Source organism: Candidatus Liberibacter americanus str. Sao Paulo, from assembly GCF_000496595.1.
Classification (GTDB): Bacteria; Pseudomonadota; Alphaproteobacteria; order Rhizobiales; family Rhizobiaceae; genus Liberibacter; species Liberibacter americanus.
Map to the genome: position 1 here is coordinate 909,143 of NC_022793.1, position 14,564 is coordinate 923,706.

Here is a 14,564-nt window from a genome sequence, read left to right on the forward strand (position 1 = left end):
TCTCACTGCTTAAAAATAAAAACTATATTGATTATACATTAGGTAATAATAGTAATTAACACTTTAACAGAACATGTTAACCTATCATTATAACTAAATCAAATTGATTATTATATACAAATAAAATTATATCTTATACAATATATTGAAGATGATTTATATGTAATAATATGATAAATATAATGAGTATTTCTTAAAATAAAATATCATATATAGTTAATATATAATTATCTATATTTATAATTTTTGTTTTAATTAATAATAAATGACAATTAAAATTGTCAAAAAAAATTAACTATAATATATAAATATAACATATATAAATGTATAAATATTATTTTTATTATATAAATTTATATCTATATTATAAATTATATTTTTATTGTTTAATACTTTTATAAATAGTAACTATTATACTTAATAATTATACATTGCCTTAGATATTATCTATGGCATTTAAAATCGATAATTATAGGAGAAGACTGATGTATAATATAAAATCTAAATCCATCTACTGTGCATTTTTTTTAGGATTACTATCTTCTAGTTCTCTTGCTGACACAGGAAATTATTTTGCTTTTGTCCCTAATAAAGCAAATAATAGTAGTTTTTTTACGACAAACAGCAATGTACCATCCTGGCAAGGCATATATATAAATTCAAAATATACCAATTATGATAAAAAAGATAATATATCTATAACAGGAGTTTCTATAGGCTACGATTCACAAGATGGAAATCTTGTATACGGTATGTCGCTTGGTTTAGATAAAATGGATCAATATGACATAAACGAAAAGTCAAAATATTTAGGAGAAAAACCCTATTTATCAGCATCTATACGTAGTGGGTTTACACTTAATAATGACAACTCATCAATATTTCAAAACACTCTATTCTATGGATTAGCAGGAGTTCGCGCTAAAAATATAGAAAAGGGAGATATAACTAATTTAAATAGATTTGTCGATAAAATTAAATCTGTTAACAAAGACAATACAGATATGTTTGTCGGCGTTGGTCTTGAGAAAAAATTAGCTAGCTTTCTATCTTTAGACTTATCATATCGCTACACATTCGATCATTTAACAGAACTAAAATCATATGATAAAATTTTAAATAATGCGCTTTTTTCCGCTGGATTATCAATACGCTTATAACGAATATAAGTAAATTATTAAAATAATTAATCTGCAAAAATAAATCGCAAATATAAGTATCCCGAACGTTTTTTCAAATGACGCTCGGGATATATAATTAAAACAAGGGCAAAAGAAACAAAAAATAAATCTTATATTAATTTAGATAGTATTAGTTCAAACAATTTACATAATATTCAAATAAATAATTTAAATCATCTTTATAAGAAATTATAACTAATAAATATTGTTACATTTCATAATAACAAGGACCATCATCTCCTTGCGGAGGTTTCCATTCAATATTACGATTAGGATCTTTTACTACACATGTTTTGCAATGAATACAATTCTGTGAATGTATAATATATTTATACTCACCGTTATGCTCATGCCATTCATATACTCCTGCTGGGCAATAGCGCATTGAAGGACCGGAATATACACCTAGTTCTGATTTTTCTTGTAAAACTTTATCTTTAACAATAATGTGATTTGGCTGATCTTCAGAATATCTGACCTTAGACAATAAAAGGGAAGAGCTAATATCAAATGTTAATTTACCATCATATTTTGGATAATTTATTCTTTTATGTTTATCGGCAGAATCTAGAGAAGCATGGTCTAATTTATAATGTTTTAAAGTACCTAAAAAAGAAAAACCTAAAATTCTTTGAAACCAAATATCAATAAATCCTAAAGATAATCCGATCAATATACCAAAACGAGATAATAAAGGCTTAAAATTCCTTACAATCCATAAATCCTTACCTATGCATGTATTGCGCCAACTACTTTCAATTTCAATTGGATCATCATTTTTATATCCATTAGACAAGCGATCTACAATTTTTTCTGCAGCAAGAATTCCTGATAAAACAGCATTATGAGAGCCTTTAATACGAACTAGATTTACGAAACCAGCTGAACATCCAATTAGGCTGCCTCCAGGAAAAGAAAGCTTGGGCACTGACTGCCACCCTCCTTCACTTATAAGGCGCGCTCCATATTCAATACGCTCTCCACCATCAAATATAGACTTAATATTAGGATGTGTCTTAAAACGTTGTAATTCATCATAAGCAGATAACCAAGGATTTTGATAATCAAGATGCAGTATAAAACCCACAGAAACCAAATCTTGATTAAATTGATATATAAATCCACCTCCAGAAGTTTTCATATCTAGCGGCCAACCAAAACTGTGAAGAACAGATCCTTTCGTATAGTTTTTAGGATTAACTTTCCATAATTCTTTAACGCCAAGACCGAACTTCTGAGGTTGACATCCTTCAGATAAAGAATAGCGTTCTATCAATTTTTGAGTTATAGAACCGCAAGCGCCCTCACCTATTAGCATATATTTACTTAGTAATAGTGTTGGAGCAATATAGTTTTTACCTAATGTTCCAGAATAATTTCTACCTTTTTCTCCAGTAAATATTCCAATAGCTTCACCGTTTTTTCCATAACAAATTTCAGCTGCTGTAATGCCACAATAAATTTCTACACCTATTGCTTCAGCTTTAACCTTCAACCAACGACAAACTTGACCTAAAGAAACAATATAATTGTTCTTATTATCCATAAAATTTGGAACAAAAAATCCTGGTAGATTGATTGATTTTTTTGAATTTAAAAAACAGTAAATATCTTGTTCTACTAATGTTAGAAATGGATGGTCTTTTTCTTCACGCCATCTTGGTAATAATCTATCTATTCCGATTGGATCAATAATAGCACCTGAAAGAATATGATCTCCAACCTCTGCAGATTTTTCAATTATAACGACAGATAATTTAGGATTGATTTGTTTGCAACGTATAGCAGCAGCTAAGCCTGCTGGCCCTGCACCAACAACTACTACATCATATTCTAATACATCTATATCAAAAGACACAATCCACCTGTATAATAAATAGATCCTATCCTTTGAAAAGGATAGATAAAAAAATAATATAACATTCTTATAAACATTTTTAACAAATTTAACAAATAAGAATTCTTCTTTATAGAAAAATGCAATATATTATAATTTCTATTATATTTTGAGTACTTAGCGATGCAATCATAATATTTATTATTTAGTCCATAACATTGAATTAATCAGAATAATTTACTCTTTAGGAAATAAAAAAGACTATTGATCATAAAAATATAGATAAATTTAACATAAATTAATATTTATTTTGTCTGGACAAATAATATAAATACTGTTACCTGCTCTCTCAGAGTTCTGATAATTTTATAGAATCAGAATTTTGATATAGGAAATTTTATGTAATTGACCAATAACAAGGTATGAATGTAAAATATTATGATACAGCAATACAACACAGAATATAAAAAGGTATATCCTGGTAAAAGATGGATAGTCCACTGTAAGATGATATCTTTTTATATTATAACCGGAATTACAATTAGTCTTTCAGATATAATAAGCACAATGTTTTCATAGTGACTTTATCAGTAAAAATTGTCCCATCAATCCTAGCAGCAGATTTTTCTCGACTAGGGGAAGAGGTATACGAAATAACCAAAGCAGGTGCGCAACAGATACATTTTGATGTTATGGATGGCTGTTTTGTTCCCAATATTTCTTTTGGTGCGGATGTTATAAAGTCATTGAGAAAATATAGTACGGCTATTTTTGATTGTCATCTGATGATTTCATCTGTTGATCAGCATCTACAAAAATTTGTAGATGCTGGATGCGACATAATAACAATACATGCGGAAGCTTCTACAGATATAAGTAAATCATTAAAAACTATACGAGATATGGGGAAAAAAGCAGGAGTTGCAATAAATCCAGCCACTCCAATTGCAGTATTAGAAAAAATTATAGATGATATTGATATGATTATAATAATGACGGTCAATCCAGGTCTTGGTGGCCAGAAATTAATTGATCACACTATACCAAAAATAAAACAAGCTAGATCCCTAATAAATGGAAGATCTATAGAACTTGAAGTTGATGGCGGTGTTAAATTGCAAAACATTGGATTATTAGCAAATGCGGGAGCCAATCTTTTTGTAGCCGGATCGGAAATTTTTAATCGAAAATCAGAAATATCTTATGAAGATTGCTTAAACAAATTAAAAAAATCAGCATTAAAATATATCAAATAATAAATCTATAGGATCATAATTTTATTTAAATACTGCACTATTCTTTCTGTAATTAAATTAATGTTTTCAAAAAAAATAAGCTTGATGTAAAGATTTTTATATTTTAGTGTCTTGATATTAAAAGTATTTACTAAAACAATATATCTATTGCTTGTTTTTTAGACTTTTAATTAATAGCGTATATATTCACCTATTATTAAAACTAAAAATGGCTTATATCAACGATCGGCTTAAATATGATACCTCGCTACTCTAGAAGAGAAATGACATCAATATGGTCACATGAAACAAAATTTAGAATATGGTTTGAAATAGAAGCGCATGCATGTGATGCATTAGCTGAAATTGGCGTTATCCCTAAAGAATCGGCACGAAATATTTGGGAAAAAGGCGGCAATGCAAATTTCGATATTGAGAGAATATCTGAACTTGAATCAGTGATAAAACATGACGTAATTTCGTTTCTAACACATCTTGCAGAAATCATAGGATCTGATTCGCGTTTTATTCATCAAGGTATGACCTCTTCAGATGTTCTTGACACATGTTTTAGTATTCAGCTTACTCGATCTACTGATATCTTGTTAAAAGATATTGATTTATTATTAGAAAGCCTTAAAAAACGAGCTTTCGAACATAAATATACGATGACTATTGGCCGCTCCCATGGAATACATGCTGAACCAACAACTTTTGGTCTTAAACTTGCAATGGCTTATGCAGAATTTTCTCGTGCAAAAAAACGCCTTCTCAATGCTAGAGAAGATATAGCGATTTGTGCAATTTCTGGTGCTGTTGGCACCTTTTCAAATATACATCCATATGTTGAGCAACACGTTGCAAAATCTATGGGCCTAAATCCTGATCCAATTTCAACACAAATCATTGCTCGTGATCGTCATGCAATGTACTTCGCAACAATCGGGGTAATCGCATCATCTATTGAAAGATTAGCTACAGAAATTAGACATCTTCAACGCACTGAAATACTTGAAGTAGAAGAGCTCTTCCATGCAGAACAAAAAGGATCATCATCGATGCCGCATAAGCGTAATCCTGTTTTAACTGAGAATTTGACAGGATTGGCTAGATTGATTCGATCGCATTCAATACCAGCAATGGAAAATGTAGCACTATGGCATGAGAGAGACATATCGCACTCTTCTGTTGAACGAGTGATAGGACCTGATGCAACAATTCATCTTGATTTTGCACTAATAAGACTAAGAGATGTTATAGAAGAGTTAATTGTTTATCCTGAAAATATGATGAATAATCTTGAACAACTTAGAGGATTAATTAATTCTCAGCGTATCCTTCTTGCTCTAACACAAGCCGGTCAATCGAGAGAACAAGCATATCATCTTGTTCAGCGTAATGCCATGAAAATTTGGAGAAATAAAAATAGCTTTCTAGATGAATTACTTATGGATCCTGAGATACTTAAAGTGCTATCCGAAGAGGAAATTCGTGATAAATTTGACTATAGCTATCATACAAAACACGTTGATACTATTTTTAAACGTGTCTTCGAAATGAATTAACTATCAATATATTTGTATGTATTATAATATTAAGCTATGATAGCAAGGATTTATATCAAAGATATATCTCAGATAATATTATAATTAAGGAGAGGATTTATGAAACAACGAAATCCTATTCATGAGATAAAAGCTAAAATTATTTATGAAGGACCTGAACCTGGAACCCTTATCCAATATTTCAAAGACGATGATATTACAGAGGATGAACATAAGTTCATTATTATAAATGGAAAAGGAATATTAAATAATAAAATATCTGAACATATATTCATTCAATTAAATAAAATTGGCATACATAGCCATTTTATTCGCAGATTAAACGTAAGAGAACAATTAATAAGAGAATCTGAAAATATTCCTTTAAGAGTTGTTATAAGGAATACCGCTGCGGGATCTTTGTCTAAAAGACTAAGAATTAAAGAGGGACTAAGCCTTCCAAGATCGATTGTTGAATTTTATTATAAATACGATTCTATGAATGATACATTAGTATCTGAAGAGCATATAACCGCTTTTAATTGGTTAAATCATTCTGAGCTTGAAGATATAACGTCATTGGTAATTAGAATAAATGATTTCATGACAGGCCTATTTTTGGGAATAGGAATTCATCTTGTGGACTTTAGCATTGAGTTCGGACGCATAATGGACGGAGATACAGTTCGTATCATCATTGCAAGTGAAATTTTTCCAGACTGCTGTCGATTATGGCATATTGAAAAACAAGCAAAATATAATAACAAATTATTTATTCAAAATTATCAATCATTAAAGGATTATAATGAAATTGCACGTCGTTTAGGTATATTTAAAAGAAATGATCCAGAAACAATCGAAACAACTATAACGCCAATTAGAAAATAAAACAGGAGAATTAATTTGTGATAAAGGCTAGCGTCATCGTTAAACTGAAAAAAGACGTTCTTGATCCTCAAGGGAAAGCGTTAAAAGTAGCTCTTTCCAATATAGGATTTCATAACATTAATCAGATTCGTCAAGGAAAAATATTTGATATAGAGATAAAAGAAACAGATTACGACGCAGCTCTAAAAGAACTTGAAACCATATGCAAAAATCTTCTTGCTAATCTAGTGATAGAAGATTACGATATCCGCATCAAAAATCAGTAAATTTTAAGTAATATATGATGTATTATTTTTATCTATTTTATAGTGATTATATTACTTTTTAGATTACATTGAGGTTTTTGTATTTTTATTATTTGATGTTGTATTAAAAACCATTTCCAAGGTAAATTCGGAATATATTGATGAAAGTTGCCATAGTACAGATACCAGGTCTAAATCGAGATAAGGATATGGTTATGGCTGTTGAAAAGGTAATCGGCATCACTCCTAGTTTGATATGGCAAACAGATAAAAACATACCTGATGTTGACTTAATTATTATACCAGGCGGTTTTTCTTATGGGGATTATTTGCGTTGCGGAGCAATTGCAGCACGTACTCCTGTCATGCAAATTGTTAAAAAAAAAGCTCAAGAAGGAGTAAAAGTTCTTGGAATATGTAATGGATTTCAAATTCTTTTAGAACTAAATTTGCTCCCTGGTGTATTAATGAGAAATGCTTCATTGAAATTTACTTGTAAACACGTTTCAATATCAGTGGCTAATTCTAAGACAGCATTTACAAAATCTTATCGAGATAATCAGATTTTAAAATATCCCGTTGCTCATCACGATGGAAATTATTTCATTGATTCAGTAGGACTAGAAGAATTAGAAAACAATAATCAGATTATATTTCGCTATTCCTCTGATACAAATCCTAATGGATCAATAAACGACATTGCAGGCATTATCAATCGTCAAGGAAATGTATTAGGAATGATGCCTCATCCTGAAAACATAATAGAAGATATCCATGGAGGAACGGATGGGCGTGGTATATTTACATCTCTAATCAACTGAATAATTCATCAAAATTAAAATTGTTATTATAGCGACTAACTAAATCTAATCCTTTATAAAAAATAACAGTAGTTTTTAAGATTTTTTATAGCAATATAAAATATATGCATTCGAAATGTTTTTAGAAACTACAAATAATATATATTGTATATGATGTATAATTTGTCTTATCATATGAATACAAAATATTTTGTTGTCTAACAATCGTCGAGTATTTCGTGAATTATACTATATTAAAGTTATGCCGAGATATCAATTTATAAATGTCTAATATAATATTTATAGTTTCTGTTTAAGTATTTACTCTTCTCAACATAGGTTAAGTAATAATTAATGTCTACTAAATCACTTTATATAATTGAATTGCTTACTAAGCATGGTCTTACTCAGAGTGATCAAGATAGAGTTTTTAAAATTATGAAACGAGAACCTACATTGACAGAAATAGGAATTATATCGGCAATGTGGAATGAACATTGCTCGTATAAATCTTCAAAAAAATGGCTAAGAACTCTACCAACTACTGGAAAGAATGTTATTCAAGGACCAGGAGAAAATGCTGGAGTTATTGATATCGGAGATGGTGATTGCCTAGTATTTAAAATGGAAAGCCATAATCATCCATCGTATATAGAACCATATCAAGGAGCTGCAACAGGTGTTGGCGGCATACTAAGAGATATCTTTACAATGGGAGCTCGACCAGTAGCCTTAATGAATTCTCTGCGCTTTGGATCTATCGATCATCCTAATACCAAACATCTACTCTCAGGAGTAACATCAGGCATTGCAGGTTACGGCAATTCTTTTGGGGTTCCAATGCTAGGAGGAGAAGTTGAATTTAATGATTGTTATAATGGTAATATCATAGTCAATGTATTTGCCGCAGGAATTGCTAAAAAGAATGCAATTTTTTCTTCAAAAGCACAAGGGATTGGACTGCCTATCGTATATTTAGGAGCTAAAACAGGTAGAGATGGTATTGGCGGCGCTTCTATGGCTTCGGAAGAATTTGATGCAAATATAGAAGCAAAACTTCCCACTGTACAAGTAGGCGATCCATTTACAGGAAAATGTTTATTAGAAGCTTGTATGGAACTAATGAAATCAGGAGCTGTTATTGCAATTCAAGATATGGGAGCAGCAGGATTAACATGTTCAGCAGTAGAGATGGGTGCCCAAGGAAATCTTGGAATTAAACTAGATCTTGATAAAGTACCAACATGTGAAGAAGGAATGTCAGCCTATGAAATGATGCTTTCGGAAAGTCAAGAGCGCATGCTGATGATTCTAAACCCAGAAAAAAAAAAGGAAGCAGAAAATATTTTTCAAAAGTGGGGCCTTGATTTCGCAATAATTGGTATCACAACAGATGATAAATTATTTCGCGTTATTCATCATAATGAAGAAATGGCTAATATACCCATAAAAGCTCTAAGCGATGAATCTCCAGAGTATGATAGATGTTGGAGTGAACCACCTCTTATTTATCCTTCTGATCCTAAAATATTTCATTCAAATGAAAACTATTCATCCATACTTCTAAAGCTATTATCTTCTCCTAACATATCTTCTAAAAGATGGATATATGAACAGTATGATACTATTATCCAAAATAATTCTATACAACTTCCAGGTGGTGATGCAGGAGTTATTAGAGTTGATGGGAATGATAAGAAAGCATTAGCTTTTTCTTCGGATGTAAATCCTAGATATGTTAAATCTGATCCATTTGAAGGAAGTAAGCAAGCTGTTGCTGAATGCTGGCGTAATATTATATCTACTGGCGCAAATCCAATAGCAATAACAGATAATCTAAATTTTGGAAATCCTGAAAAAGAAGAAGTAATGGGTCAATTTGTTTTATCCATAAAAGGTATTCGTGAAGCTTGTCAAATTTTGGATTTTCCCATTGTTTCAGGCAATGTATCATTTTATAACGAAACAGATGGTAGGCCTATATTTCCTACTCCCACAATTGCTGGCGTTGGCATAATTCCAGATTTATCACTGATGATGCGAATTGGAAGTGCTAAGGAAGGTGATCTCGTTTATATGATTGGGAATGATGGATCGCATCTTGACTGCTCAACATACAGTCTTGAATGCACATCTGCAAATATCGGCCCTCCTCCTAAAGTTGATTGTAATATTGAAAAAAATCATGGAGAATTTGTACTTTCAATGATACGCAATAAACAAATTACAGCTTGTCACGATATTTCGACAGGAGGATTAATCATTTCTTTGGCTGAAATGATTATATCTTCTGGAAAAGGAATGAAAATTTCTATACCTGAAACTCAAGATTTAACAGCATTTCTTTTTGGAGAAGACCAATCTCGTTATGTAGTTTGTATATCTAGAGAAATGCGCGATGTAATAACACATAAATCTTATGAAGATAATATTCCTATTCGCTATTTAGGTGAAATATCAGGCAATAAATTCCTTATTAATGATGTATTGAATATTCCTGTATATATGTTACAAAAAAAATATGAATCATGGTTACCTGAGTTTATGAATTAAAAGATATTAAGATAAACTAAGATTGTAGAGGCAATAAAATGTCGATGGACTTACAGGAAATAGAAAGAATGATCAGGCAAGGAATACCTGGTTCAAAGGTTACTATCCACGATTTAGCAGGAGACGGAAATCATTATTCCGCAGAAATTATTTCTGATAAATTTTATGGTAAAAATCGTGTTCAGCAACATCAGATGGTTTATACCGCATTAAAAGGTAAAATGGGAAATGATCTTCATGCTCTTGCGATTAAAACTTCAGTTCCAACATCTGATAATGTAAATGATAGATGATATGTTCGTTTGTTTTTATCATAACAATTTAATTAAATGCTAAGATTTATATGGGAGTGTTGATATATATGATTGATATAGTTAATTCTTATATACAAGAGGAAATTAAGAAAAATGATGTAGTATTATTTATGAAAGGATCTCCAGAATATCCGCAATGTGGATTTTCCGGAAAAGTAGTACAAATTCTTGATTCTCTTGATGTAATATACAAAGGAATAAACGTTCTTGAAGATGAAAATCTTCGTCAGGGCATTAAAGAATACTCACAATGGCCAACTATTCCTCAATTATATGTAAAAGGTGAATTTATCGGTGGTTGCGATATTATATGTGAAATGTTTCAATCAGGAGAAATTCAGAAAATTCTAAAGTAAATAAAAATATATTATCCATTGTATGATTAGAATCATATACACCGATGAAAATACTATTTGTAAAATTATGTATTAGTTATTACATTATTTTTTATACGCAACTATTAGTTTTGAAAGATTCCTATCGTGAGATATCAACCTACCCTAAAACTAAAAAATGTAAATGTTAGCCATAGAGAATTTGTAATAATAATAGCAATGTTGATGGCTATCAACTCTCTTGGGATAGACATAATACTTCCATGCTTGCCACAAATTAGTAAATTCTTGGGGATTGAAAATGAAAACCACAGACAACATCTAATATCTTTTTATCTTATTGGTTATGGAATTGCACAAATTTTCTATGGACCGTTATCAGATCGTTTTGGTCGCAAGATAGTAATGATATGCGGACTAATTGTATATATAGTATCTACAATAGCGGTATTATTTGTAAGCTCATTTTCTGAAATGCTTTTTGTTAGATTTATACAAGGCATAGGAGGAGCAGCTCCTCGTATAATCACGATTTCAATTGTACGTGATATTTATGATGGGAAAAAAATGGCAAAAGTATTATCTATTGCCATGATGATTTTTATGATTATACCGATTATAGCTCCAAGCATAGGTCAAATTATAATGTTCTTTTCAGGCGATTGGATAGGAATATTTACTTGCATGGGTATAGGAACTACAATGATTACACTTTGGTATTATATACGTATGCCAGAAACGCTTGATCCTCGAGATGTTCGTCCTTTAAGCTTCAGCTTGGTAAAACATAGCTTTTCTCTCATATTTAAAAATAAAACTGCGATATATTATAATATTGCAAATAGCTTAACAATGGGTGCTGTTTTAGGATTTGTAAATTCTTCACAGCAAATCTATACTGAAGTGTATAATCTTGGCCACTGGTTTCCCATTGCTTTTGCAATAGGTGGAGTGGCGATGTCTATCTCTTCTTTTGTTAATTCTAGTCTAGTAGATAAATTCGGAGTAAGAATTGTATCACATTATTCGCTTTTATCACTACTTATAATCACAGGAATATGGCTTGCATTTCAAATAAACAATGGAGAGTCCATAAGTATCTTTTTATTTATTTTCTTTTTTTTCTTGTCATCTTTTCAATTTGGATTAATTAATTCTAATTGCAGCAGCATATCTATGGAGCCTTTTTCTAATCTTGCTGGTACAGCATCATCTGTATTTGGTTTTATAAACACAGTAATTAGCACAATTGTTGGAACTATTATAGGACAATCATTTAACGGAACAACTTATCCAATAACCATAGGATTTTTTGTAATATCAGTTTTAAGTATACTTTCTGTTATTTCTATTGAGAAAATTAGATTTTGTAAAAGATAATAAATATAATTATATTGATCTATAATAATGAAGGTAAATTATAAAATTAAATGGTATTTAAATGATATAATCTTATTAATAAATATTTATCGGTATTTATTAAAATATTTTGTATAATACAACTGAGTATATAAATATAAATAATAGGTCAGATATTTATAATCTAAATAAATAAATTATCTTAAAAAAATGTATTAATAAGAATTAATGTTTAATTTATATCTACCACCCTATTCTCATATGTTATAAATTTATAAAATAAATACAAAAGAATATACTTATAACTTAAAAGTACTTATTATAATTAAAATATTATAATTATATTTTATTGTGATGAATCAAATAAAATTTTACCTTTTAGCTTTTCAACAATATTATCAACTATTGGGAAAAACATAACTCTCTGCGGATCGATGGGAGCAGGAAATATAATAGCTTTCCATGGGACACTTTTAAATCCTAATCTACTATAATAAGAAAAATCACCAACTAATATAACTACGTCAGATCCTTTAGATTTCGCAGCATCAATAGCCATCTGTATTAATTTTCTTCCAATTCCTTTATTTTTATATGATGGACGAACAACTATAGATCCCAGAAGATATCCTTTGACTATACCTATATAAATAGGAGTCATACGAACTGATCCAATAATCTCTTCATCATTTCTACAACAAAAAGAGGAGTTGATATCATGCTTTCCTGTCTCACGCAATAATACAGCTGCTCTAACAAAACGACCAGGACCAAAAGCCTCTTCATTCATTGCACAAATAGCAGAATCTTGATCAGGAGTTTCAGTAGAAAATATTAATTTTTTTTCTTTAACAATTATAATCTACCTCAAAAAATATCTTATTAATGAAATACAACAGCATACGTAATAAATGAATTAATAATATAACTATATATAACTATATTATATAACACTATATAATACATTATGGTTTAAAATATCGAATGAATACAGATTATAATAGTATAAATATAACTATTGATTATAAATGATTATCAAATGTGAAAATTCAATAATCATTTATATTACTCTATAAGATAACTTTTATAGCAATTATTAGCAATGCAACGGCGAAAATTCTATTCTGCATTTTTACAAAATTAGAAGATCTAAATATTAATCTCAAACGACTAGATATAGCAGAATAAAATAAAAGAACCATAGTATCCATCGCAACCATTGTCATAGTTGTAATGGTTATTTGTGGACACATGGGATATCTGTTATCAAGATAAGCTGGAAGCATTGATACAAATAACGCAATTGCCTTTACATTAGTAATATCTGTTATGAAACCTAGTAAAAAGCGAGATAAATTACTGGTTTTAGGGATAGAATCAATAGAAATATCAAAAACGGGAGAATTCAACACATTCCAAGCAGTATATACTAACCAAATGGAGCCCAATATTTTAACAATTAACATAACAGTAGTAAAATCAAAGACTGATTTTAGGCCTATATTGACCAAAAACATCAAAGTAAATACTGCTAATTCTTGACCAAGTATCAACATCAGAGTTGGCTTCCATCCGTGCTGTATAGAATGATTAATTGTTAAAATACATCCAGGACCAGGAAGTGAGGTTATTATAAAAGCAAATAACAAAAAGGACAACCAATTTTCAAAAGACATAATATCTCTCCTTTGTTAATTGTAATATCAAAACTAATAAGAAAATCAATTTCATAACTTAAAATCAATAATTTTATATGTGATGTTTTATTAAAAAGATCAAATTATGATATATAATAAGGTTATATTAAAGAGATTATATAACCTATATCAATGATTTACAATATATTAATAAAAAGAGTAAAAAACAACTTTTAATTTATAAATTAAAAAATAATATTTATATATATTAAGTGATAATATAAATTACAATTTATCTATTTAAACAAAAATATTATAAACTTTAGCAATAAAAAAGTTAGTTGATTAATTTATGATCAGGAATAATTGTTGTCCAGTATATATATTTTCCATAACAATTAATCTTAAAGATTTACTTTAAGATTAATTCCTATAATCAAAGATAATCATAATAATAGATTTGCTTATAAATATTACTTATTTTGATCACAGTTTATAACTTTATATTTGTTGACAACATAAATGATAATTTAGATGTTAATTGGAAATATCTAAAAAATAAAAATATAATTTGATAATAATCATTAAATTACGGAATATTTATAGAAATAATTTATTTATAAAATAATACAATTA

General features: G+C 29.4%; 13 protein-coding genes. 10 read left to right on the forward strand and 3 right to left on the reverse strand.

The features are described from left to right. Positions 1 to 485 precede the first annotated feature (485 nt). Entirely contained in the window at positions 486 to 1,160 is a 675-nt protein-coding gene (locus LAM_RS03880; RefSeq protein WP_007557438.1) for a CLIBASIA_05150 family virulence factor, read from the forward strand. Positions 1,161 to 1,389: 229 nt separating this feature from the next. On the opposite strand, the gene LAM_RS03885 is transcribed toward LAM_RS03880, so the two are convergent. Continuing rightward, positions 1,390 to 3,039, reverse strand: a complete 1,650-nt coding sequence (locus LAM_RS03885; protein WP_007557437.1) for an electron transfer flavoprotein-ubiquinone oxidoreductase — start codon at positions 3,037 to 3,039, stop codon at positions 1,390 to 1,392. Between the two features lie 557 nt (positions 3,040 to 3,596). On the opposite strand from LAM_RS03885, the gene rpe reads away from it, so the two are divergent. From rpe to LAM_RS03930, 9 genes are all read left to right on the forward strand, one after another. Continuing rightward, a complete protein-coding gene (gene rpe, locus LAM_RS03890; protein ID WP_007557436.1) occupies positions 3,597 to 4,274 on the forward strand; it encodes a ribulose-phosphate 3-epimerase in 678 nt (225 codons plus the stop codon). Positions 4,275 to 4,510: 236 nt separating this feature from the next. After that, positions 4,511 to 5,818 carry an adenylosuccinate lyase gene (gene purB, locus LAM_RS03895; RefSeq protein ID WP_007557435.1) on the forward strand — a complete coding sequence of 436 codons (1,308 nt, stop codon included), beginning with the start codon at positions 4,511 to 4,513 and terminating at the stop codon, positions 5,816 to 5,818. A gap of 99 nt (positions 5,819 to 5,917) precedes the next feature. Continuing rightward, complete coding sequence (locus LAM_RS03900; protein ID WP_007557434.1) at positions 5,918 to 6,685, forward strand: phosphoribosylaminoimidazolesuccinocarboxamide synthase; 768 nt, start codon at positions 5,918 to 5,920, stop codon at positions 6,683 to 6,685. Positions 6,686 to 6,702: 17 nt separating this feature from the next. Then, positions 6,703 to 6,951: a phosphoribosylformylglycinamidine synthase subunit PurS gene (gene purS / locus LAM_RS03905; RefSeq protein ID WP_007557433.1), complete on the forward strand. Its 249-nt coding sequence runs from the start codon at positions 6,703 to 6,705 to the stop codon at positions 6,949 to 6,951. A 140-nt stretch (positions 6,952 to 7,091) separates the two neighbouring features. Beyond that, on the forward strand, positions 7,092 to 7,751 hold the full coding sequence (purQ, locus tag LAM_RS03910) for a phosphoribosylformylglycinamidine synthase subunit PurQ (protein ID WP_007557431.1): 660 nt from the start codon (positions 7,092 to 7,094) through the stop codon (positions 7,749 to 7,751). 333 nt (positions 7,752 to 8,084) lie between these two features. Then, complete coding sequence (purL, locus tag LAM_RS03915; protein WP_007557430.1) at positions 8,085 to 10,283, forward strand: phosphoribosylformylglycinamidine synthase subunit PurL; 2,199 nt, start codon at positions 8,085 to 8,087, stop codon at positions 10,281 to 10,283. A gap of 38 nt (positions 10,284 to 10,321) precedes the next feature. Next, positions 10,322 to 10,576: a BolA family protein gene (locus LAM_RS03920; RefSeq protein ID WP_023466359.1), complete on the forward strand. Its 255-nt coding sequence runs from the start codon at positions 10,322 to 10,324 to the stop codon at positions 10,574 to 10,576. Between the two features lie 68 nt (positions 10,577 to 10,644). Further along, positions 10,645 to 10,953 (forward strand): Grx4 family monothiol glutaredoxin, encoded by a 309-nt coding sequence (gene grxD / locus LAM_RS03925; protein WP_007557428.1) that lies wholly within the window; start codon positions 10,645 to 10,647, stop codon positions 10,951 to 10,953. 126 nt (positions 10,954 to 11,079) lie between these two features. After that, entirely contained in the window at positions 11,080 to 12,312 is a 1,233-nt protein-coding gene (locus LAM_RS03930; RefSeq protein WP_007557427.1) for a multidrug effflux MFS transporter, read from the forward strand. A 325-nt stretch (positions 12,313 to 12,637) separates the two neighbouring features. Here the strand turns inward: LAM_RS03930 and LAM_RS03935 are convergent, their stop codons facing one another. Together LAM_RS03935 and LAM_RS03940 are read right to left on the reverse strand one after the other, a co-directional pair. Beyond that, positions 12,638 to 13,081 (reverse strand): GNAT family N-acetyltransferase, encoded by a 444-nt coding sequence (locus LAM_RS03935; protein ID WP_007557426.1) that lies wholly within the window; start codon positions 13,079 to 13,081, stop codon positions 12,638 to 12,640. A gap of 280 nt (positions 13,082 to 13,361) precedes the next feature. Next, positions 13,362 to 13,967: a LysE family translocator gene (locus LAM_RS03940; RefSeq protein ID WP_007557425.1), complete on the reverse strand. Its 606-nt coding sequence runs from the start codon at positions 13,965 to 13,967 to the stop codon at positions 13,362 to 13,364. Positions 13,968 to 14,564: the final 597 nt, after the last annotated feature.